The sequence below is a fragment of the Pseudomonas sp. UBA2684 genome, from assembly GCA_002354655.1.
GTDB lineage: Bacteria > Pseudomonadota > Gammaproteobacteria > Pseudomonadales > Pseudomonadaceae > Aquipseudomonas.
The window spans coordinates 267,484-290,463 of sequence record DELY01000044.1; the positions used below are offsets into that span (position 1 = coordinate 267,484).

At 61.0% G+C, this 22,980-nt stretch carries 20 protein-coding genes; 4 read left to right on the forward strand and 16 right to left on the reverse strand.

Annotated elements, in window-relative coordinates; all coding sequences use genetic code 11:
• Positions 1-7: 7 nt before the first annotated feature.
• Entirely contained in the window at positions 8-1,672 is a 1,665-nt protein-coding gene (locus tag B3M58_RS15815; RefSeq protein WP_296220512.1) for a DUF1302 domain-containing protein, read from the reverse strand.
• Positions 1,673-2,119: 447 nt separating this feature from the next.
• Between B3M58_RS15815 and B3M58_RS15820 the strand changes: the two genes are divergently transcribed.
• Together B3M58_RS15820 and B3M58_RS15825 are read left to right on the forward strand one after the other, a co-directional pair.
• Entirely contained in the window at positions 2,120-2,968 is an 849-nt protein-coding gene (locus B3M58_RS15820) for an SDR family oxidoreductase (protein WP_296220514.1), read from the forward strand.
• Positions 2,969-3,041: 73 nt separating this feature from the next.
• On the forward strand, positions 3,042-3,593 hold the full coding sequence (locus tag B3M58_RS15825; RefSeq protein WP_296220516.1) for a glutathione peroxidase: 552 nt from the start codon (positions 3,042-3,044) through the stop codon (positions 3,591-3,593).
• Between the two features lie 69 nt (positions 3,594-3,662).
• On the opposite strand, the gene B3M58_RS15830 is transcribed toward B3M58_RS15825, so the two are convergent.
• Positions 3,663-4,574 carry a LysR substrate-binding domain-containing protein gene (locus tag B3M58_RS15830; RefSeq protein WP_296220517.1) on the reverse strand — a complete coding sequence of 304 codons (912 nt, stop codon included), beginning with the start codon at positions 4,572-4,574 and terminating at the stop codon, positions 3,663-3,665.
• 174 nt (positions 4,575-4,748) lie between these two features.
• On the opposite strand from B3M58_RS15830, the gene B3M58_RS15835 reads away from it, so the two are divergent.
• Positions 4,749-5,654 carry a helix-turn-helix domain-containing protein gene (locus B3M58_RS15835; protein WP_296220519.1) on the forward strand — a complete coding sequence of 302 codons (906 nt, stop codon included), beginning with the start codon at positions 4,749-4,751 and terminating at the stop codon, positions 5,652-5,654.
• A 141-nt stretch (positions 5,655-5,795) separates the two neighbouring features.
• On the opposite strand, the gene B3M58_RS15840 is transcribed toward B3M58_RS15835, so the two are convergent.
• From B3M58_RS15840 to B3M58_RS15865, 6 genes are all read right to left on the reverse strand, one after another.
• Positions 5,796-7,163 (reverse strand): DUF1329 domain-containing protein, encoded by a 1,368-nt coding sequence (locus tag B3M58_RS15840; RefSeq protein ID WP_296220520.1) that lies wholly within the window; start codon positions 7,161-7,163, stop codon positions 5,796-5,798.
• Between the two features lie 24 nt (positions 7,164-7,187).
• Positions 7,188-8,846, reverse strand: a complete 1,659-nt coding sequence (locus B3M58_RS15845; protein ID WP_296220522.1) for a DUF1302 domain-containing protein — start codon at positions 8,844-8,846, stop codon at positions 7,188-7,190.
• 112 nt (positions 8,847-8,958) lie between these two features.
• Positions 8,959-10,449, reverse strand: coding sequence for an aldehyde dehydrogenase family protein (locus tag B3M58_RS15850; protein WP_296220524.1), 1,491 nt, complete (start codon positions 10,447-10,449; stop codon positions 8,959-8,961).
• Positions 10,446-12,065 carry a GMC family oxidoreductase gene (locus B3M58_RS15855; RefSeq protein ID WP_296220525.1) on the reverse strand — a complete coding sequence of 540 codons (1,620 nt, stop codon included), beginning with the start codon at positions 12,063-12,065 and terminating at the stop codon, positions 10,446-10,448. Before B3M58_RS15855 ends, B3M58_RS15850 begins: the two co-directional genes overlap by 4 nt.
• The gene (locus B3M58_RS15860) at positions 12,062-12,370 is read right to left on the reverse strand and encodes a ferredoxin (protein WP_296220527.1); all 309 of its coding nucleotides are present in this window, start codon (positions 12,368-12,370) and stop codon (positions 12,062-12,064) included. Before B3M58_RS15860 ends, B3M58_RS15855 begins: the two co-directional genes overlap by 4 nt.
• Entirely contained in the window at positions 12,367-13,641 is a 1,275-nt protein-coding gene (locus B3M58_RS15865; protein ID WP_296220529.1) for a cytochrome P450, read from the reverse strand. Before B3M58_RS15865 ends, B3M58_RS15860 begins: the two co-directional genes overlap by 4 nt.
• Before the next feature lie 232 nt (positions 13,642-13,873).
• Between B3M58_RS15865 and B3M58_RS15870 the strand changes: the two genes are divergently transcribed.
• Positions 13,874-14,491, forward strand: a complete 618-nt coding sequence (locus B3M58_RS15870; RefSeq protein WP_296220531.1) for a TetR/AcrR family transcriptional regulator — start codon at positions 13,874-13,876, stop codon at positions 14,489-14,491.
• Here B3M58_RS15870 and B3M58_RS15875 read toward each other — a convergent pair.
• The 8 genes from B3M58_RS15875 to B3M58_RS15910 form a co-directional block, all read right to left on the reverse strand.
• Positions 14,387-15,187 (reverse strand): alpha/beta hydrolase, encoded by an 801-nt coding sequence (locus tag B3M58_RS15875; protein ID WP_296220533.1) that lies wholly within the window; start codon positions 15,185-15,187, stop codon positions 14,387-14,389. The genes B3M58_RS15870 and B3M58_RS15875 overlap by 105 nt on opposite strands.
• 428 nt (positions 15,188-15,615) lie before the next feature.
• Positions 15,616-16,542, reverse strand: coding sequence for a quinone oxidoreductase family protein (locus tag B3M58_RS15880; protein ID WP_296220535.1), 927 nt, complete (start codon positions 16,540-16,542; stop codon positions 15,616-15,618).
• 95 nt (positions 16,543-16,637) lie between these two features.
• Positions 16,638-17,885 (reverse strand): MFS transporter, encoded by a 1,248-nt coding sequence (locus tag B3M58_RS15885; protein ID WP_296220537.1) that lies wholly within the window; start codon positions 17,883-17,885, stop codon positions 16,638-16,640.
• A 69-nt stretch (positions 17,886-17,954) separates the two neighbouring features.
• Positions 17,955-18,797, reverse strand: coding sequence for an SDR family NAD(P)-dependent oxidoreductase (locus B3M58_RS15890; RefSeq protein WP_296220539.1), 843 nt, complete (start codon positions 18,795-18,797; stop codon positions 17,955-17,957).
• A 41-nt stretch (positions 18,798-18,838) separates the two neighbouring features.
• Entirely contained in the window at positions 18,839-20,215 is a 1,377-nt protein-coding gene (locus B3M58_RS15895; RefSeq protein WP_296220540.1) for a phosphotransferase family protein, read from the reverse strand.
• Between the two features lie 53 nt (positions 20,216-20,268).
• Entirely contained in the window at positions 20,269-20,715 is a 447-nt protein-coding gene (locus B3M58_RS15900; protein ID WP_296220542.1) for a nuclear transport factor 2 family protein, read from the reverse strand.
• Between the two features lie 47 nt (positions 20,716-20,762).
• Complete coding sequence (locus tag B3M58_RS15905; RefSeq protein WP_296220544.1) at positions 20,763-21,560, reverse strand: SDR family NAD(P)-dependent oxidoreductase; 798 nt, start codon at positions 21,558-21,560, stop codon at positions 20,763-20,765.
• A 63-nt stretch (positions 21,561-21,623) separates the two neighbouring features.
• Positions 21,624-22,976, reverse strand: coding sequence for a DUF1329 domain-containing protein (locus B3M58_RS15910; protein ID WP_296220546.1), 1,353 nt, complete (start codon positions 22,974-22,976; stop codon positions 21,624-21,626).
• Positions 22,977-22,980: the final 4 nt, after the last annotated feature.

A 22,980-nucleotide genomic window follows, 5' to 3' on the forward strand; every position in this document is an offset into this window, starting at 1 on the left:
GGAATTATTAAAAGGAGGTCTTGTACGTGAACGCCAGCCAACCGCGATCGGTGCCACCTACGGCACCGTTGCCGTTGATCATCCGGTCACCGTTAGCGTTGCGCGAGTTCTTTTCCTGTGCCGAGGTATCGGCATAACGCAGGCTGAATTCATGCTGCTGGCGGTAGGTCATCTTGGCACCAACCGACCAGGACAGAGCCCCTTCGCTGCCGCCGCCGGCAGTGGCCGCGTTGCCCTCCAGGCCGTAGTTGACGGTCAAGGGCACATCCAGGGTCCAGGATGGCAGGATCTCTACATATTGCGGGGTGTAGTTCACCGCAACGGCGTAGTAATCATCGGTCGAGCAACCATCCGATTTATCCCCGACTAATGCAGCGTTTTGTACATCCCGGCACGCGGCGGAACCTTCACCTTTGTACAGCTCCTCGTGGGAGGTCACTTTATCCAGGCGGCTGTAGGCAAACTCGGCCACCAGGGTGGCGTTATTGGCGATGAAGTTACGCGGCACGCCGTATACAGCGTTGGCGACAAAGTGAATGGTGTTACCACGCGGGCCTTCGTCATCCAGCAGGCTGACGCCTGTAGCATTGAGTGCGCCGTCCTTGCGGTAGGACAGATCCATCCCGACAGCAGCACCGCCAATGGCCTTGGAAATACTCACGCCATAGAGCTTGACGTCACGCGGGTAAACCAGGCGGTACGAGCGCTGCGCGACATCCACCTGCGGGGCCAGCCAGGCCTGGTAATCGTCGAACTCACGGTAGTAAGCACCCACCGTGCCCTCGATCGCTTCAATGTCCAGCTTGGCCATCACGCCCCAGTTCTGCCCATCGCGCCCCCGCTTGGAGGTTGCATGGTTAAGATCGAAACCTGGACCAGCGGCCAAACGATCGGGACCTTCGAAGAACGGGTCCGCAGCGCCGAAATAGGTGCCACCGTATGGAAAGCGGGTGTTATCCCACTCATAAAAGTATTGACCGGCAATCGACAGGTTATCGGTGACCTGCGCCTTGGCCGAGACCTGGCCGATGGGCAGGAACACTTCTTTGGTCTCGATACCTGGGCTGGTGACCGCTTTCACCGCATCGGTAGGTGCCTGCGAGTAGGACACGGCATGCGCGCCGAACAGCAAGCCCTCACCCCAGAACAACGCATGGCGACCGACTTTCAGGTTGACCGGCGCGGCGCCCAGATTGAAGTTGCTCCATACGAAGGCATCGAGGATCTCGCCTGACGGGCCATTGACGTAGCGCTCAACCTCACGGCTGTATCGGTTGCCGTTATAGCTCGTCGAAAACCCTGGAACGCTGCTTTCAACCGAGGTGTCATCGTAGGCGTTGTCGTACCAACCCGCCGCACTGACACGCCCACCAAAATCATTCTTGTAGGAAACGTCAAATTCGGTCAGCAGGTCCAGACGGTTGGTGACGATGTCGCCCTTGTCGAACTTGCCATCTGATTCATCGAAGTTCGGGTTGTTGAGGATCTTTTGCTCCTGATCCTCCATGCGCATGCCCAGGTTGTAGCGCACGGTAGTGTCCAAGCGCACACGAATGTCGGGGTTACCAACATCGAGCTGCAGGGCAGCAGCACTTCCGGCAGAACTCATGATCGCGAGCGCCAGCACACTGCGTGGCATCGAGATATGGCTAAGCGTTCTAATCATTTTCATCTCAGCTCCGTTATTCTTATTTTTCAACGACTTAAGACAGAAAAGCAGGTCACGACTGCGTTGGGGTATTCCACAGAATGGCTCTACACCTGAACACTTACGACGGAATCGTTCCACTCATCGTGAAGCACACCTTAGCGGATAAAATCCTGTAATTCCATATCCAGATTTAGATTCTTTATTGAGAATAAGCACGCACCTAATACGAAAAGCGTCTCAAAGGAAACGCCTGTATCCAGGTGAATATCAGGTAAGACGCTGGATACAGAGCCCGCGCATGGCGAAAAGCAAAATAAACACATTATTGATATTTGTTCAATATCATCTTTAGTCGTGGTGAGATTTAAGCTTTAATAAGCCTAGCACCGAGCCCACTTGGCGCTATCCACGCCAGTGGAATTGAAGAGCCGAACGAACGCTCTGCCCCCTCACCCAGAAGGAGGACCTATGAACATTGATCTCAGTGGCAAGCGCGTCATTGTCACCGGTGCTTCGCGCGGCATCGGCTGGGCCATAGCCCAGGCATTCGCGGCAGAAGGTGCGCGGATCGCCATCTGCGCACGTACCGAAGAAGCCGTCATCAGCGCCGGCCAGGCCTTACAGGCAAACGCCCAGGCGGTAATTGCCCGGGCGGTGGATGTGACCGACAGCCAAGCGGTCAACGCCTTCGTCAAGGAGATCGCCGATGCCTGGGGTGGCGTGGATGTGCTGGTCAACAATGCCGGTCAGGGCAAGGGCGGCAACCTGGACACGCTGACGCCGGAGGACATCCTGGAGCATGCGAATATTCTACAAATGGGCCATTTCCGCTTTGTCCAAGCGGTGGTGCCCTACATGCGTGAACAACACTGGGGACGGATCATCGAAATCAATGCCTTGGCGGGCACTATTCCGACCCCAGACGGCATCCCCTCGGTGATCAACCGCGCCGCCTGCGTCGCCCTGTCGCGCTCGCTGGGCATGTCCCTGGCCAAGGACAACATCTTGGTCAACAGCCTGAACATGGGCTGGATCGACACCGGACAGTGGGACCGCCACTACAAGGAGATGGGCCCGGGCGTGAGCCGCGAAGAGTTCGATGCCATGGTCATGAAAGTGGTGCCGATTGGCCGCTACGGCAAGCCGGAAGACGTTGCCGGCATGGCCCTGTTCCTGGCCAGCGACTACGCCAGCTTCATCAGCGCCGCCTCCATCGATATCGCCGGCGGCATGGGCGGACAAATCGCCTACTTCCCGACCCTGAAACGCGATTTCGCCGCCACTATGCGCGAGCGCAACAACAGCAACCAGGAATGACCGTCGCGGCCCCAAACGTGCCATCCCGGCAGACTGTTCAAGGGCCGCGCCCCTTACCCGCAGGAGCAAGCGTATGAGTCAGAAACTCTTCGATATTCCGCTGACGTCGATTGGAGGCAACCACCTGACGCTCGAGCACTTCAAAGGCAAAGTGCTGTTGATCGTCAACGTCGCCTCGAAATGTGGGCTCACCCCGCAATACGAAGGCCTTGAAGCGCTGTATGCAGAAAAGCGTGAACAGGGGTTCGAAATTCTGGGTTTTCCAGCGAACGACTTTCACGGCCAGGAACCAGGTAGCAATGAGGACATTCAAGCGTTCTGCAACCTCAACTACAACGTACAGTTCCCACTGTTCGCCAAGATCGCAGTGACCGGCGCTGCACAGCATCCGCTGTACCGCCTGCTTACCGAGACGCTACCGTTGGCCAGCGGCGACGGCCCGATGCGCGAACGCCTCAAGGGCTACGGCATCGAAGCCGAGCCAGCTCCGGCGGTGCAGTGGAACTTCGAGAAGTTCCTGATCAGCCGTGACGGACAAGTAGTCGGGCGTTTTGCTCCGGACGTCGCCGCCGATGCCCCCAGCCTGCGCCAGGCCATCAGCGCCGAATTGAACCTGACGCCTTAAGCCGGCAGCGCCGCCCGGCCAAACATTGCGGCCTGCTGCAAGCGGGCCGCAATGCTCACCCGTTAGTACTCAGGATGCACACGCCATTATCAGGAACTGGCGAAACGCCTGGGCCGGCTCCGTCAATTGCGCGTCGGGGCACCAGATCAACCCCAGCTCCATCGGCGGAATGGCATCGGCCAAAGGTCGGCTCTCGATCTTCTTGCCTTCCAGCGACCAAGCTCGGTAGAGCATGTCCGACAGAATGGTCACGCCAAAACCATGGGCGACCAGCCCACGCAGCGCCTCCATCGAGGAGGTGCGAAAGGCCACATCCGGCGCCAAGCCTTGTGTACGCCAATAACGCAATGCCGACTCCTCGCCCTCGTCCACCGTCGGCATGATGTACGCGTGCTGGGCAACGTCGGCGAGGGTGATCGCAGACGCCGAAATAAGCGGATGCTGGCTCGCCAGCCACAGTTGTCGCCGCGAGCGGATCAACACATGGTGTTCGAAACGCTGCAGGTTGTGGGTGTTGGAGACGATGGCCAAGCCCATGTCCAGGCTACCGCCCGCGACAGCCGCCTCGATGCTCGCGCGGTCCATGTCGAGCAGGTCGATTTCCACCTGCGGGTAACTGCGTTTGAAGCGTGCCAGCAAGGCGGGCAAGAAATAACCGAGTACCGTATAAGACGCGCCAACCCTTACCACACCTTGCATCGAGTGGCCGAGGAACAACGGTTCGCTGAGTGCATCCTGCAACGTGTCGAGAATATGCCGGGCATGCTGGGCAAACTTATTGCCTTCAGCGGTCAACGCAACGCCATACGGCAAACGCTCGAACAGGCTGACCCCCAGCGCCTGTTCGAGCTGTAAGACCGCTGCGGTAATCGCCGATTGCGAGACGTGCACCTTGAGTGCCGCCTGGGAAAACTGCCCCGCGTCGGCAGCCGCCACAAAGTAGCGCAGCTGACGCATCGAAATGTCCTTGCCCTTAGCCATTTGTTTTTCTAATACCTGCGACGTGTATTTGTGAACTACCTGCGAGCAGCCGCTGAGTAAACTCAATTTTCGAGCGGATCCCCGCCCCACGGAAAAGGCGTGGCCGGCTCCCTAAAGCGGTCTCGCGACCGTCCGAGTTTCAGCACCAACAATAAGAACGGCTGAAGGTAGAAGATGAACGCGATCAACTATAGCGAGTACACCTCCGAACATTCCGGCGACTTTCAGACTGAAGCCTCTTTATCCAAGAAAGGCTTCGACATTCGTGTCGAGCATGCTCGGTGGTCCTGTTCCGGAACCGCAGTGGTGGAAATCCGCAACAGCTGCCTGATACGTCTGCTGTTGCCCGCTGACAACGTCAACCGCGACGACAGCGCATACAACCTCGGACGTTTTTCCGGGCAGGGCATGCGCCACTTCAAGCAACTTGGCCCGCTGTTGTTCATTCCTCATGGTACCGAGTTTCATCTCAAGCATGGCGTCTGCCAACAGAAAGCACTCATCTGCCTGTTCGACCCCACGGCACTGGGAGCACTGTCGGCTTATCGCTGGAACTGGGAAGAACGCGCCAACGAAAGCATGCTCAACCTGCAGAGCCTCTACCTCCAGGCATCGTTGCTGCGGCTGGCAGAAGAAGTCGCTGCGCCGGGATTCGCCAGCGAGCTGCATACCGAATGCCTGTTGACCAGCATCGCTTTGGATCTACGGCGAGAGTTTCTCGGCCCCCAGGAGGTCAGCGAAGTCGTTGGCAAACTTAGCGCCAGACAGCTAAAGCTGGTGTACGAGCTGGTGGAAGCCGGCCCCGAGGAAGACCTTTCCCTGAACCGCCTGGCGAATGTTTGTGCCTTACCGGTAAGGAAGCTGTCGCTCTACTTCAAGAACACCACTGGCAAGACCCTGCGTGGCTATGTCGCCCAGGCGCGCGTGGAGAAAGCCATGGCTTTGCTCGCCGACCAGCGCCTGCTGATCAAGCAGGTGGCGTATGGGGCAGGCTTCCAGAATGCCGCGGCCTTTACCGCGGCCTTCCACAAAACAGTCGGCCTGACCCCCGAAGAGTTCCGTCGCCAGCGTTTGGGCTGAAACGCGCCTACGGCGAACCACTCACCTGGCAGCCGCTGCGCTAACTGAACCGAGTTAAAAGCCGTCAAAAAAAACGGCCCGTAAGGGCCGTAAAACTCATGGAGCGGAGCACTGGGCTAACAGCGGCCTGCTACACGCGCATCAACGTTGCGTTTCCAGGGACACAATCGATTCGGGGCTCATGTCGCGCTCCGAGTGCGGCTTGTCATGGAATCGGTAGCCACCCTTCAGGGCGTCGTTGACCAACGCGTACATGCCTTTGTTAAAGTCATAGCTGACGTTCTTGACGTTGTAGGGGATGGTCTTGTCGTAGATCTGCACCCCGCTGAGAAACAGCGAGCGATACAGCGCGCCGCTCTGATCCCAAGCGTCGTACAGGCCGATGCCGAAGGTATCTTCATCGAGGTAGTAGGTCCGTTTGCTGTAGACATGGCGCTTGCCAGACTTGAGCGTGGCCTCGACCTCCCATACGCGATGCAACTCCCAACGCTCGCACACCGGGTTAGCGTGGTGCTTGAGAAATTGCTCCTCCTGCCCGCACTCGAAGTAGAACTTGTAGGCGTTGTAGGGAATGTACATTTCCTTCTTGCCGACCAGTTTGTAATCGAAACGGTCCTGGCTACCGGAGAACATCTGTAGCTCGTCGAACAGGTTCACCCCGCCCTGGTTCGGCACCGGGGTGTCGTAGGCGAACTCAGGTGCCAGCTTGATGCGGCGCATGCCGGGGGTGTAGCTCCAGGCAAGGCGCGGTTTGCTCTGCGGGTCGAGGTAATCGGCGAGGATGATCAGTTGCCCGGCGCTACGCGCGGGGTAGGTATCCATGGCCCATACCCGTGCGTACATCGCCGGATCGCGGTCGGCCTGGCCGACCTGGTAGTACGGCATTTCCTCGAAGGTGGTGGATTCGGCGGCCTTGGTCACACTGCCATTGCTGTCCACTACCCAGCTGTTGGACGAGCTCGTGGTGGAGAAGCCAGGGCCGATCTTGTAACGCAGCTGCTGGTTCCAGATCACTTCGTTGCCATTCTTCGGGATCGGGAACGGCAAGCCGCCACGGCAGGTGGGATCGACCGCCAAGCCATCCTTGAGCATGCTGCAGCCGGTGGCATTACGCACCGTCGCCTGCAAAATATCCTGGGGATAGGCCGTAGTCCGGTGGCTCGGGTAGATATCCATGTACCAGCTGTCCGGATGCTTCTTCAGCAGGGCCTTCTGCCCTGCGCTGAGTTTGTCGGCGTATTGCTCGACATTGCTTGAGTCGATGCGAAACAGCGGTTTCTCATCCTTGAAGGGGTCGACCCAGAAACCGCTGTCGGGTTTGTGTCCAGCCGGGATGGTGCGCAGCCCACCCTCGTAGGGCGGAATGCTGCCATCGGCATTGCCGGCCTGCACGGCACCGAAGAGCGTCAGGCTCTTGCCAAGCTCCTGCGCCTCATCGGCGCTGACCGCTGCCTGGCTGCATGTGGCAAACCCCATCAAAGCGAACGCCAGGGCTATTTGATTTCTCATCGGAAGGCTCCGTTATTGGATTTGTTAGATGGAGGTCTTGAAGGTGAGTGCCAGCCAGCCACGGTCGGTGCCACCCACCGCTCCGTTACCACCGACGCTGCCATCATTCAGGGTCTTGGACTGGGCGCGGCTATCGGCGTAACGCAGACCGAACTCGAAACGCTGCGCATAGGTGAGCTGAACCCCCGCCGACCAAGTCAACGCACCCTCGTTGCCGCCACCGGCCGTGGCCGCATTGCCATGCAGGCCGTAGTTGACGGTCAGCGGCACGCTCATGTCCCAGGACGGCAACACCGACAGGTATTGCGGGGTGTAATTGAGCGCCACAGCCAGGTAGTCGCGTGTCGAGCAGCCGTCCGACTTGTCGCCCGAGCCAGGCGTACCAACGCGTGGGTCAATGCAGTTGGCGCTGCCTTCGCCCAGATACAGTTCTTCGTGGTCGGTGACCTTGCGCAGGTGGCTGTAGGCAACTTCGGCCAGCAGCGTGGCGCTATTGGAGATGAAGTTGCGAGGCACCCCATAAATGGCGTTGGCCACGGCATGGATCGAGTCGCCGCGCGGCCCTTCGTGGTCTTGCAGATCCACGCCCACGGCATTCAGCGCACCGCCCTTGCGGTAGGACAGCTCGCCGGCGACCGACACCGTATCGAGCATGCGCGAGAAGCTCAGCCCTACCAGCTTGACGTTACGCGGGTAGACCAGTCGGTAACTGCCTTCCAACGGGTTGACCTGTGGCGCCAGCCAGGGTTGGTAATCGTCGAACTGGCGGTAGTACAGGCCAATGGTCGACTCGATGGCCTGGGCGTCGTATTTGGCCATCAGGCCAAAGTTGGCGGCATCGCGACCCAGGCGAGAGGAGCCACGCTGAAAGGTTGCACCGTTGGGCGCCAGCGGCAGACGGTCCGGCCCCTCGAAGAACGGGTCCGCCGCACCGAAGTAGGTACCGCCATAGGGAATCCGGGTGTAATCCCACTCGTAGAAATACTGCCCAGCGAGCGTCAGGCTCTCGCTGACCTGCGCCTTGGCGGATACCTGGCCGATAGGCAGGAACACCTCCTTGGTTTCGATACCCGGACTGGTCACCGCCTTGACCCCATCGGTAGGAGCCTGAGAGTAGGAAATGGCATGGCTGCCAAACAACAGCCCTTCGCCCCAGTAGTTGGTATGGCGCCCCACCTTCAGGTTGACCAACGACTCGCCGAGCCTGAAGTTGCGCCAGACGAAGGCGTCCAGAATCTCGCCGGAAGGCCCGTGCACATAGCGCTTCACTTGCGAACTGTAGCGATTGTCGTGGTAGCTGGTGGCATAGCCGGGGACAGCACTGTGCACCTGATCATCGCGGTAGGCATGGTCGTACCAGGCCGCCGCGCTGAGCCGGGCGCCCCACTCCCGGCGGTAGGAAAAGTCGATTTCACTCAGCAGGTCGAGGCGATTGGTGACGATATCGCCTTTGTCGAACTTGCCGTCGGACTCGTCGTAGGTGGGGCTACGCATGATGCGGCTGTCCTGCCCCTCCGTGCGCATGCCCAGGTTGTAGCGAACGGTGTTGTCCCAACGCAGGCGCATATCCGGGTTGGCCATCTCGATGGTGGCGCCCATCGCATGCCCCGTCCCGCTTAGCGCCAGGAACGTCATGGCGCCCCGGGTAAGCCACCATCGATCTTGTTTGCTCATGCCATTCATGTAATCCACCTTCTTGTTTTTGTTTTCAGTCGTGATGGGCGCTCGACGAAATTGCAGGCGTCGAAACCCCATGGCGTGGCGTACGGGCCACACCAGGTCGCATCGAAACGCGTCAGCGCCCGATGGGATAAATGATCGATTTCTCCTCGGTGAACTCCCTCAGCCAATCCGGGCCGAACTCTCGGCCGATGCCCGAGCGTTTGTAGCCGCCGATCGGCGCGTAGGGCATCTTGCCGCCACCACCGTTGAGGTAGACGCTGCCGGCGCGGATACGCCGGGCCATCTGGTAGGCGGTCGCGGCGTCGGCTGTGGCGATGCCGCCGTTGAGGCCGTAGCGCGAGTCGTTGGCGATGGCGATGGCCTCTTCGTCCGTGTCGAAGCCGATGGTCACGCCGACCGGGCCGAAGATTTCCTCTTGGGCAATGCTCATGTCGTTGCGCACGTCATCGAACAAGGTGATGTCGCTAAAAAAGCCCTTGGCCAATCCCGCTGGGCGGCCACCACCGCACACCAGGGTCGCCCCAGCATCGCGCCCACTGGCGACGAAATGCTCGACCTTGCCGCGCTGCGACTCACGAATCAGTGGCCCCATCACCACGCTGGGGTCGGCTGGGTTACCGATCTTCATCTGGCTGGCCACGGCCTTGGCGATCTGCACGAACTGCTCGCGCACCGAGTTGTGCACCACGAAGCGCGTGAGCAAGGCACAGCCCTGGCCCGCATTCACCGTCAGCCCGGCGATGGCGCCCAAGGCGGTGGCCTGGATATCGGCATCCGGGCGCACGATCAACGCGGACTTGCCGCCCAACTCCAGGTGCACGCGTTTCAGGGTGGCGGCTGCCTGGGACATGATGCTCACGCCAACCGCTTCGGAGCCGGTAAAAGACACCATGTCCACCCGCGGGTCGCTGCTCAGCAAACTACCGACCTCGGCCCCGCCCGTGACAATGTTCAGCACGCCCTTGGGCAGGCCGATTTCTTCAGCGATCAGGCCGAACAACAGCGCCGAATACGGCGTGAACGGCGATGGTTTAAGCACCAACGTGTTGCCCGCCAGCAGGGCCGGAAACACCTTGGCCAGGTTGAGCAGAAACGGAAAGTTGTAGCCGGTGATACCCGCTACCACGCCGATAGGCTCGCGCTCGATACTGCCGCTGCCGAGAATCATCGGCCCCGCCGGATTGAACGGATTGACCGTCGCGTCCACCGGAATCTGTCGCGCGTCGTTGTGCAGCGACTGGTCGATGGCGGTGAGCACGTGGGCCAGCGGCATGTCCACCTGCATGGCGTAGGTGACGCCCTGTGAGCAGCCAACCTCGGCGATGATCAGTGCGGCGATCTGTTCGCGGCGCACCACCAGTGCACCGTGCATGCGGCGCATGTAGTCAGCCCGTTCGGCCATGCTCAAGCGGGGCCAGGGACCGTTGTCGAACGCTTGTCGTGCAGCGGCGATGGCGGCATCGGCGCTGACGCTATCGCCGACCGGCGCATGGCCGATCACCGCTTCGCTGGCCGGGTTGAGCACGGCCTCGCTGGCACCGTCGGCCGCCACCCAGGCACCGTCGATATAGAGTTTAGTCAGGTGGGTAAATGGAATACTCATGCGCCTACCGCTCCTGCGACTTTCCCAGTGATGATTTCCGCGGCGCGCATGGCAATCGCCATGGCCGGCGCATTGGTGTTGCCCGAAATCAGGCAGGGCATGACCGAGGTATCGACCACACGAATGCCCTCGACCCCGCGCACGTTGAGTTGCGGATCGAGTACCGCATCGCGGTCGGTGCCCATGCGGCAGGTGCCGGAGACGTGATAGGCGGTCTGCCCGTAGCGGCGGAAGGCGGCAAGGATCTCCTCATCACTTTCCACCTGCGGACCAGGCGTCAGCTCATGCACGATGAACGGTTTAAGCGCCGGCTCCGCGGCCAGACGGCGGAACCAACGGAACAGCGAGATGGCCGAACTGCGGTCGACTTCAGCACTCAGGTAGTTGGCGACGATCTGCGGCGGCATGGCCGGATCAGCCGACTGAATGCGGATCTCGCCCTGGCTTTGCGGGCGCAGGAAGTAGCCGCCGATAGTCAGGCCCGGCTGCTTGTCGATCATCACCTGGTTGCCGTCGCCGTCCATGGAAAACAGGCTGACGCCAATCTGCGCATCCGGGCGCTCCAACTCGGGACGGGTTTTCACGAAACCGCCGGCCTCATGCGCCGCGTGCGTCATCGGACCTTTCTTGCGCAGGAAGTACTGGATGACCGAACGCAGCAAGCCCACGCCGGCAAAGCAATGATTCAGGCTGCCGCGGGTGACCCGGTACTGCATGGCCATGTACACGTGTTCGCGCAGGTTGCGGCCCACGTCCGGTGCATCGCACACCAGGGCGATGCCATGCTGCTTAAGTAACTCGGCCGGGCCAACGCCAGACAGTTGTAGCAATTTCGGCGACTCGATGGCCCCCGCACACAACAGCACCTCGCGGCGCACGCCGAAGCGCAACGGGGCGGATGCGCGCTGGGCGTGCACAGCAACCGCACGGCGCTGGCGAAACTCGATGCGCTGCACGTCGGTGCCGGTCATCACCGTCAGGTTGGCACGACCGCGCACCGGGTCGAGAAATGCCTTGGCCGCGCTGAAACGCTGGCCGTTCCAAGTGGTTTGCGGCTGATAACCGAACCCGCCGTGGCTGACCGCATCGACATGGTTGGTATCGGCAACGCGGGCGGCGCCCACCTCGCCCGCAGCGCTGATGATCGCCTCGCACAGCGGATCGCCCGCCGGGTGCACGCTGACCTTGAGCGGGCCACCAACACCGCGCCATTGCGCCGCACCAAGCTGGTGATCCTCCAGGGCGACGAATTGCCGACCCATGTCTTTCCAGCCCCAGCCGGTACATCCCTGGGCTTCCCACGCATCGTAGTCGGCCGGTGCGCCGCGGACGTAGACCATGCCGTTGACCGAACTGGAGCCCCCAATGGTTTTGCCCTTGAGCCATAGTTCATTGGCCATGCCTTCGCCACGCGCGGCCTGGTAATTCCACACATGCGGGTTGCCGGCGCTGAGTAGTTTGCCGATACCGCGCGGCATCGCGATCAGTGGGCTGGTGTGATCCGGCCCGCTCTCGAGCAGCAGCACCGACACCTCGGGGTCAGCGGAAAGTCGGTTGGCCAGTACGCAACCGGCAGACCCGGCCCCGATAATGATGTAGTCGTAGGTTTGGCTCATAACATCTCTTTTTCTTCTGGATTGCCGAATAAGGTCACGTTTGTACGGGGGCATGCACTACGCATGCATGGCGCATGCGTTATGCCGGTAACAGCTAACTCAGCCGGTGCTGGGCTCGTCGATACCTGAATGATTCGTTCCGGGCAGGCTCGGGCTCCGCGCAGGGCAAGCCCTTCCTGCCCCGCCGCGACCACAAAACCGCAGGTGGCGATGTAACCGTTGTCATCCAGCTCATACAGCCCGGGCGCCACGTGATGGCAGCGCGCATGACCGGCGCAGGCCAAGCTGTCGACGATGATCTTCATGGGCTCACCTGCTGGGCCTGGACAGCGTGCGCATGAGCGGTTGCACTGGGCAGGTCCCATTCCAGGTGCAGGTCTTCCATGCCGAACACGCCATAGGCGTTGAAACGCGGCTGGGTGTCTGCGGCGATGCGAAATGGCGGCATCAGTTGCAGCCACAGTTCCAGGGCGATACGCAATTCGCGGCGCGCCAGGTGCGAGCCAACACAGCGGTGCACGCCGTAGGAAAACGCCATGTGCGGCGCATGACCGGCGCTGCGCAGGAAGTCGACCTGGTCGGCGGCATCGAATACCTCGGGGTCGAGGTTGGCCAGCTCGGTGCTGATCAGCACGATGTCGCCCTTCTTCATCGTCGCCTCGCCGATCTGCACATCGCAGGTCACGGTACGGCGCATATTGACGATGAAATACGCGCGCAGCAGTTCCTCCACCGCGTCAGGGATCAGCTCCGGCTTGACGCGTAGCTGCGCCTGCTGCTCGGGGTTACGCGCCAGGTGGCGGAAAAACAGACCAATACTGGAGGTCACGGTATCCAACCCACCGATGAAGATCAGGAAGTTGATACCCAGCATTTCGTCGTCGGTCAGCGGGCGCCCGTCGATCTCGCTGGCCAGTAGATAACTGGTGAAGTCGTCGCCCGGATTCTTCCGGCACTCGGCGATGTGCGCACGAATCCAGCCGGTGATAGCCTGCGCATTTTCCGTGACCACCTGGGGGTCGACGCTCTTGATCAGCGTCTGCGTCCAATGCTGGAACAGCGGCTGGTCGGCCAGTGGCCAGCCCATCAGCTTGAGGAAGATCAGGGTCGGAAAGGGTTTGGCGAAATCTTGGTTGAAGTCGCAGCGTCCGCTCTGCGCGATCTGGCCAATCAACTGGGTGGCCAGTTCGCGGATGTCTTGCTCCAGCGCATCGACCTTCTTCGGTGTGAACAACGGGTTGAGCAAGGCGCGATATTTGGCATGCTCCGGTGGGTCGACTTCCAGCGGCGCCAGCCGCCAGCTTTCACCAAGCAGCCTCGGATATGGCGTCAGGCCAACGCTGCTGAACGTCTGCGGGTCCTGCAGGATGCGCCGTAAGTCTGCTGAACGGCGCGGAATCCAGGTGCCTGGAAGAAAGCCCAGACTCGGCACCCAGAAAATCGGCGGCATGCTCTGGTGCAATTTGGCAGCCCAGGCGTAGGCGTTTTCACCTTGAGCGGTGAGCTCGGCCCATAGATCGAAATTGCGAATCAGATGCGGCGGAATATGCGCAGGCACAGCATGTTCGGTGGTCATTTTTATTGTTCTCCGGTCGTCTCTAATGGACGGAGAGCACGGTAGGTCTCGGCCTAAAAACCCACAACAGACAGAATTTAAAAACCGTCCGCTTTCAATATTAGAATTTCCATCTACACGCATTGCCTTGCCTAGCAGACGAAGCCTGTGCCAGGCTGCCTCCATCACCGCTATATCGCGCCCGTGCGCATGGCGCCATGACTCCAATAAGAAAGCCTTGCAGAGGTACAGGATGAAGCAGCGAAACCCTGTCCACCTGGACGCGCCTCACGCGGACATGGTCGGCAACCGCCATGCACTGCGCTCGCAGCGCACCCGCGAACTGCTGCTCGACACCATGTACCGGCTCGCGCTGGAGAAGGACTATCGCGATATCACGGTGCAGGAGTTACTGGAACGCACCGGGGTGGCCCGCTCCACTTTTTATGCACACTTTCGCGACAAGGAAGACCTGCTGGTCGCCGGTTACGAAAGCATCGGTGTGCCTCCCACCAAGGTCTGCGAAGTATCCGGCGACAGACGGGTGCTGCTGGATGTCTCAAGCTGGCTGTTCGCCGCCACCGAGCGACACGCCGAGCTGACCACCTCGTTTTTCAGCAGCCCATCGCAGGGCGTCATTCTTGCCCACCTGGAAAACATCTTGATCATCCAGGTGCGCGAGCATTATCAGAAGCAAGGCCTCTACGACTCACAGGGCTTGCGCGGCGAGGTGGTGGTACGTTGCTTTGTCGGTGCCCTGATTGGGTTATGGCTCTGGTGGGTACGCCATGACTACCCTAGCTCGGCCAAAGAAATGACCGAAGCATTCGATAGCCTGATGAACAACGGCACATGGCCTGCCGCTGGCTGATCTGCCGGCAGGCCGCCGCAGGGTCAAGGCATTGCAGCATCCAATAAATGCGCGGCCCCGTGGCCAGCTGAATTCGCCACTGTAATCACCCGGATCGACGGTTGACCCGGTGCGGTCATCCAGCATGGGGTACGTCAACACCTGACAAGCGATAGGCACCTCGCCGCGATCCCGTGCCAGCAACACCAAACCCGCTGCAATCCCACCGCCAGCGCTGTCGCCCAGCACCGCAATGCGCTGCGGATCGACGCCAATAGTTGCCGAGTCGCGGTAAAGCCAGCGCAGCACCGTGTAGCAATCGTCGACAGCGGCCATGCCGCTCGCTTCAGGCGCGAGCCGGTAATTCACCGCCACCACGACACAGCCCAGGGTTTCGGCTAACTGGAGATTGTGCCCATCACTCTGCTCCGGTACGCCCATGACAAAGCCACCGCCATGAATTTCCAGTATCGCGGGGGTGGCCAATGCAGCTGAGACCGGCCTGTAGATAATCACCCGCACTGCGGGTGCAGAGCCCTCACCTGGGATATGCCGCTCTTCGACCGCGACAGCCGCAGATGACAGCGCCTGAGCCGGAACAGCCAGCATTTCCAGCAGATAATCACGTGCCGCCGGCAGGTTCTCCAACGACAACTCAAATCCGGGCACTTGCGCCATGGCGGCCAGCTCGGGATCGACAACGCTTGCTACATTCATGCGGCTTTCCTTACAAATAGACCCACAGCCTGTGCCCCATTTACCGACCAACAGAACGCAGTGGCGGTGGATAGCGGAGCACCTGGGCAGAGGGGGAAATGTAGGAGCAGGCCGGGCAATCCACAACGCACAGAAAGCTGGATATGTTTGCCTGGCTATTCAGGCTCCGACAGCAGCCTGCAAGCCGCTGCGGCCATCACGACGTGAGTGCTTAGCGTGCAGTATCAACGGCGCTCAGACGAGCAAAAACGGACCCTCCGCAGTCGGCGCCGATGATCTGCGGCAGTATTCGACAGGATGAGAAATGTCGGCACAAGGCCACTCAAAAAAGGGATAGAAGAGTTGATCACCCTTTATCAATGCCGCCCATGCCCCTTCCGCGGGGCAGGGCAATAGGCTGAGCGCTTATGCCAAACGCGAGCTCAGCTTCAGCCGCGGATACGCGCGGTGATCTTGGCGTGCGGGCCAGACACTTGCGCTGCCCACGCCTCGGCGGCCTGGTCCAGGGTGTAATCGGCGTAGTCGATCAGGATCTCCTGCTCCTTGGCAATTTTCAGCAAGCGCAGCCATATCTGCTCGCGGTCGGCGGGCGGGCGCTGGCCAGTACCGATGCAGGACAGCGAACGGAACAGCAGGTCGGCGATATCGAGATTGAGCTGGCGCCCAGCCCCGGTACCGACGGTCAGAATCCGCGCGCCCCAGTTGGTCGCCTTCAGTGAGGTGAGCATCGGCTGGCCGCAGACCAGATCCAGAACCACATCGAAACCACCACCGGCAGCCTCTTTCAGTGCCGCGACATCGTCGTCGCCACCCAGGCGCACCACGTCATCGGCAATGCCTCGCGATTTCAGGCGCAGCAATGCTTCTTCGGAACGCGCCGCCCCCACCACCTTACCAGCGCCCATGTGGCGGGCCAGTTGCAAAGCGATCTGCCCGAGGGTGCCGGTGGCGCCGAGGATCAGCACCTTCTCACCCTTCTGGATCTTGGCATTCTCCAGCGGCACGATGGCACCGGTGCCGGCGATACCCATGCTGATGGCAGTCTTATCGTCGACATCGTCAGGCACATTCCAGACTTCTGCAGCCGGCACCAAGGTGCGTTCTGCCCAGGCGCCGAACGGCAGCACCGAGCGCTCGCCGAAGTACACCCGACGCCCGTCTTCGGCGCGGCCGACGCCCTCACCACGAATGACGCAGGGGTATTCCACGCCGAGGCGATAGGCCCCCAGGACATCCCAGCCACCCAACCCGGCCGTATCGACATCAATCAGAACAGCCCCGTCCTGCGGCTCTGGCTCACGAAATTCACCGACTACCGGCAGGGCATTGCGCTCGGAAATCACAGCAGCACGCATAGAAAGTCTCCTTGGAAGTTTTGTTATGGGACCCCATCTGGGCACTACATAATGGAACACTTATTTAATATTTGTTCAATATCATGTGGCACAAATCAATACGCAGGGAGCGCCTCGCGCTTGAACACCGGGTAACCACCCAGCGTCAACAGCAACAGCGGCCCGACCACAAAACAGACGAAACTGAAACCGAGCAGACCCGAATAGCTGTCAGTCATGCTGAACAACGCGCCGAACAACAAAGGCGCCGTGGCGGCACCTGCGGTGATCAGGCCCAAATGCGCGCCAAACAAGCGACCATAGTCACGCATGCCGAAATAGCGGGCGATCAGAAAGGCCGCGATATCGAATTCCGCACCGGCGCCAATCCCTACCAGCATCGTGGCAAGGGTGAATAGCAGCAGGTTGTTTTCCGCAAAGGCAAATATCAGGCAGGCGAAAGCCGGCATCAGCAAGGCCAGCGCGGCAACGCCCGGGGCCCACAACCGATCGATCAGATACCCCACCACCAGCCGTCCAAGGATCAGCGAGATGCCAAAGGTGCTGAACACCTGGCTGGCCTGCGTGGCCGTCAGCCCGCGATCCTGCAACAAGGGCACGATGTTGGTGACCATGCCGACCACGCAGGCCACCACCAGGGTCATCGACAGGTTGCAGATCCAGAAGCGCCAAGAGCGTAGGGCCTCTTTCAACACGATCCCCGGCAAACGACTCACGTCGTTACTCATTGGCGCCGCCGCACGGCCCACCGGCACCACCGGCAGCAACCAGCGCAGGGCCAGCGGCAAGGCGAAGATCACTGGCAACAGGCCGAGGGCGAAAAATCCCGCCTGCCAGTTCCAACGGCTGATCGACCAGGTGGTGAGCAGTGGCAAAGCGATAGCCGCCAGGCCCGAGCCGCTGAGAATGATCGCCAGGGCAAAGCCACGGTTTTCCTCGAACCACAGGTTGACCAAATGCGACCAGGTGATCTGCAAAGTACCCAGGCCCGCCAGCGGCACCAGAAAAAACCCCAGGTACAGGCTCCAGATCGAGCCGCCCATATGCGTAAGCAGGTACAGGCTGAGCGACAGGGTGACCAGTGAGACCAAGGTGACGGCCCGCAGGCCATAACGCAGGTTGAGCCAGCCGGCCAACTGCGAAGCCACGATCGTGCCCAGGGACAAGGCCGTGATGGCCGCCTGTAATTCGCTACGGCCCCAGCCCATCGCCTGCTCGAGCGGGATGATCATCGAACTGAAGCTGTACAGCAGCAGCGAACTGGAACTGGTGGCAACGCCGACAATCGCCAGAATCAACACGCGCCAGCCGCGTTTGAACTCCATGTTGTTGAAGTTTTTCATGAACAATACTCGTCTCGGGAGAAGAATCGACTGCCTCGCAGCGACCGCCAGCACCGACGGTCGCGCCACTCAGTCAGCACCGATGAACAGCGCCGCTTCGGCGCTTTTCTTCAGCACATGCCGATGGCGGGCGAGGCCAGGCTTAGCCTGTGGGTCGCTGGCGACGACATCCTCGGGATGGATCAGCGTCGGCCCATTGGCAAGCTCGCGCAGCGCAACGGCAACGATGTCTTCGGCCTTGGCCAGCGGCATGCTCAGCGCATCGGGAATGTTCAGTTTGACCATCGCCTCGCGCATCGTTGGGGTGTCCACCGTGCCGATGAGCAGGTTCAGCACATCGATGCCGCGCTCCTTCCACTCGGCCCACAGCGACTCGCCGAGATTCATCGCGAAGGCCTTGGTCGCGGAATACATCGCCAGCTTGCGCACACCTCCCAAAGCGGCTTGCGAGCCAACCAGAATCAGCCCACCGCGCCGACGTTCGAGCATTCGCCCGCCAAAGGCATGGCAGCACTCCATCACGGTCTGGGTGTTGAGGCGCAACAACGCGCTCCAATCGACCGCCGAGGTATCAAGGAACCGGGTGATATAAGGATCGCCACCGGCGTTGTAGATCAACAGACCGATTTCGCGCTCCGCCACGGCGGCGACCAAGCGAGTCGTCGCATCGGCATGCGACAGGTCCAGGCTGAGCGTCACGACTTCAATCCCGTAGCGCGTCACCAACTGTTGCTGCAGCGTGGCCAAGGCGTCCGCGCGGCGCGCCACCAACACGCAGTTGAGACCGTGCGCGGCCAACTGCTGGGCAAACGCCGCGCCGACCCCGTGCGAGGCCCCGGCGATCACCGCCCAAGGCCCATATTTATGTTTGAACGCCAGTGCCTCACTGGCTTGCTTGGCATGCTCCGACATCATCGACTCCAGGCCTATGGCCAAATGGGTGAAGCGAACCGTCACTGCGGCTCGATGGGCGGCAGGTCGATATGGCTCGCCGAGCCACCGATTGCCGTGGCGCCGTAAACCAATACACGCCGCTCGATCTGCGCCATGAACAGGCGCAGCAGGCGCTCGTCGTACTCCGCGCCGGCCGATTTGACGAAGGCCTCCAACGCCTCATCGATTTGCCCGTACTCATCGAAACGCAGCCCCAACAGCTTCTCCACGTCGCTCTGCTCCACGTGCTGTAGGTGCAGCGCCATGGCGTCGGCCTTGCTCAGGTACTCCACAATTTTGCCTGCGGCAGTGCGCTTGGATTTCTGGAAGTCGCTGCTCACCTCAATCTGCTCGACGGCATCCGCCAGCATCATCAGCAATTGCGCGTTCGGCCCAGCGCTCACGATCGGCAACTGCGGTGTTTCGATGGCGATACCCATCGCCTCCGCCAAGGCATGCACCACCACGCGGCGCAGGGCAATATCGAACTCGATATAGGTGTCGTGTGGGTCGCCCGGCTGCGGCGTGGCGACGGTCGCAGAGAACTGCATAGTGCTGACGGTGGAAAACAGCACCGTGTGGTAGCGCACCACGTCGGCATCGGCGGCCTCGCCGGTGACTTCCTGGTAGTAGCGGTACAGATCGCTGAAACGCTCCCCCAGCGGTTCGTAGTTGTCGCGCATGCGCGCCGACGCAAGGTCCGCCAGCGGGTCGCCGATCATCGCGAATTCAAAATCATAGAGTGCGTTGACCTGGCCATTTTCGAACAGATACTGACCGGAGTCGTACTGCACGAACGCAGGCTTGATACGGTGCTGCGGCACGTTGCGGCGCAGCCAGCCCAGGGCGAATTCGGCCAGGGGTTGCGGCTTGGTCTTGTTGCGGACGTACAGTGGGTAATAGGCCTCAAGCCCGGCCAGGGTGATCGCATCGGCGCCTTGCGGTAGCGCGATGCCCTGCGCGACGAAAGGCTCGAGCGGCAGCTGATGCATGGCCGCCATCGCCCGCACATACTGGCGGGCGACCGAACGTCGCTCTTGCGCATTGGCTGCGGCAGCGACGTCACGCGTGCCAGCAACCAACGCCATGACGATGGCCGGTGGGTCCTCGCAGTAGCCGTAGATATGCGGAACCGGGATACCCTGCTGGCCCAGCAGGCTGAGGATATCCGCTTCGCGCCGCAGGTCCGGAAACGGGCTAACATCGCCTCCCCGCTCGCCCCGAAGATGCAGCTGCAGGGTTTCACCGTCGCGCTCAAGCTCAAGGTTCCACGCCGGCCGCCAACGCAATAAGCGCTGCATGCCGGTGACCTTGCCGCCGACAAGCTGCTCTACGAAGGTGCGTAATTTCTGTTCGATCAGCGCGTTCGCACCGACTTGCTCGTCTAACATTTGCATCTGGATTTATCCCCAAGGTTGTCTGGATTACACATCGGCCACGCGGCGTGTCTTCAGCCCATGGCCTGGCTCAGGCTGGGGCCACCGACCTGTTCGAGCGGTACGCCCTTTTTCTTCGCCAGGTCCGCGGTATCCAGGTATTCGCGCCACGCCTTGATCAGCCCGTGCTCATCCAGTTCATAAACCGCCACCATCGAATGCGGCATCGGCTTGCCGCTGGACACCGCATAATCGTCGCGCTCGGTCATCACCACGTTGTCCGAGGACACCATGTGCCGGATCGTGCATTTGTTCTGCGTCACGTAGGTCATCTGCCGCTCGATCTCCTGCCTCAGCGCGGCGCGGCCGCGGATGACCAGACCGCCCGGCACCCACAATTGCCAGACGGCGTCCTCGGCCATCATGGCAATGATCTTGTCGACCTGCGGACGTGACTCCAGGGTGCCGTCGCCCCAGGCGTCACAAAATTCACGGATGAAACTTTCTTGTCGTATACCCATGAGGGAATCCCGCTTCGTTGATGGAATGTTCGGACTTCGCGTGAGCCTCAGAGGTAGGCCCGCACCACTGGCACCATGGGGGTCGCGCAGCTCATGCCGCCATCGACCCGCAGCAGCGCGCCATTGACGTAGCGCGACTCGTCGGAAGCGAGAAACAGCGCCATGGCGGCAATATCCTCCGGTTCGCCGAGACGTGGCACGTTTTGGATATCGAGAAAGGCCTGGGTCATCTGCGCATTGGCCCAGCCTTCCAGCGCCGCGGTACGGATGACCCCGGGCAAGATCGCGTTGCAGCGCACACCGCGCTTGCCGAAAGTCGCGGCGATACTCTGCACGTACCAGTTCAGCGCCGCCTTCGAGGCGCCATAGCTGAACTGCGCCACCTCCCCGGCGATCGAGCTGGTCGAAGAGGTGAAGATGATCGACCCCTCGCCCTGCGCCAGCATGTGCGGCAAGGCGTACTGGCAGGCCAGCACGCCGCCGAGCACATTGACCCGCATGTTGGTGTGGAACAGCGCCTGATTGAAATTGAGGAAATCCACGTCGCGCGCGGTTTCCGGGTTCTTGCTCACGGCATTGTTGAATAGCACATCGATCCGGCCGAAGGCCTGCAAGCTGCTGTCGATCATCCGTTGCAGATCGTCCTCGACGCCAACATCGACCTTTAGCCCGATGGCACTGCCACCACTGTCGACAATCGCCTGTGCCACCCGCTGCGCCGCATCACCGTAGAGGTCGGTGACCACCACGTGCGCGCCCTGAGCGGCAAACATCTGCGCGGAGGCACGGCCGATGCCGCTGGCGGCACCGGTGATCAGCGCCACCTTTCCTTGAAGTCGTTGCATAGACGCTCTCCTGTTGCAGCAAGGTTCGGGCGCAGCGCACTGCGCCCAGCTCAATCACGGGTGTCAGCGGGTCTGACCGCTGGCGATGGTCTGCGGATTGGCTTCGCGCTCGGCCACCGGAGCCTGGCGATAGCGAGTCGGGCCGTTGCCGAACATGCCGTACTGGTTACGGGTGAAGTCGTACAGCGAATAGGCATCGTTTTGCGGATTATTGGGGATGCCATAGGCCTGGATGTTGTACTGCGCGCCGCTGCGGAACATCGCCCCGCTGTCGTCCCAGGCGTCGTACAACGCAGCACCGTAGGTGTCTTCGTCGATGTAGTAGCGGCGGGATTTTTGCGCGTGACGCACACCGTCCTTGCGGGTCGCCTCGACCACCCAGACGCGGTGCAGCTCCCAACGTTCGCAGGCCGGATTGATGTGTTTCTCCATCAATTTGGTGGCCATGTCGCATTTCCATTTCAGGTCGTAATTGCTGTAGGGAATCAGCATTTCCTTCTTCCCCAGCAGCTTCCAGTCGAAGCGGTCCATCTTTCCGGAGAACAGGAAGATTTCGTCGTAAAAGGCCACTCCACCAAAAGCCGAGTTGGGGGTGTCGTAGGCGAACTCCGGGGCCTTGCGCACGCGCCGCTGGCCGGTTGAATAGCTCCAGGCGGAACGTGCATTAGCCACCGGATCGAGGTAATCCCAGTAACCGGATGCCTGCCCGGCGGTGCGTGCCGGAGCGATGATGCGCGACCAGATACGCTGGGCCATGCGCGGGTCACGCCCGGGAACATCAAGCTGGTAGTAGGGCTTCTCGCCGGTGGCGCGGTTGGTGTTGGTTAATGTGGCGTGGCCCTGATTGACCACATAGGCGCTGTGGTTCCAGTCCCAACCATTGATCCCCTGGTAGTTGAGGATGTAGTTCCACATCACCTGCTGGCCGTCCTTGGGCAGCGGGAACGGTAGGCCGCCGCGGCAGGCTTCACTGATCGAAAGGCCGTCGTTTAGTGACTTGCACTCCGGGTTGCTGGCGTTGCGCTCAGTGGCGGCGAGAAACGCCTCGGGAAAGGCCGCCGTGCGATGAGTCGGGTAAACCTCCATGAAATAGCTCTGGGGATTGTCCTTGATCAGCTTCATCTGCCCGGCGGACAACTGCGCGGCGTATTGTTCGACGTTGCTCGCATCAATGCGCAGGCGCGGCTTTTCAGCGACAAAGGGGTTGGGCCAGAAGCCGTCGCTAGGTTGCAACCCGGCGGCAACCTTGAGGCCGCCGTCATAGGCGGGAATGCTGCCATCGGCGTTGCCGGCGGCGATGGCGCCGAAGCGGGTCAGCGTGGTGCCAAGGTCACTCGGCGAGGTGCGGTCATCGGCAACTGCGGCACCGGCCAGCAGCACCGCCAACAAACCCAGCGCACAGGTATTTATAGTCATGAAG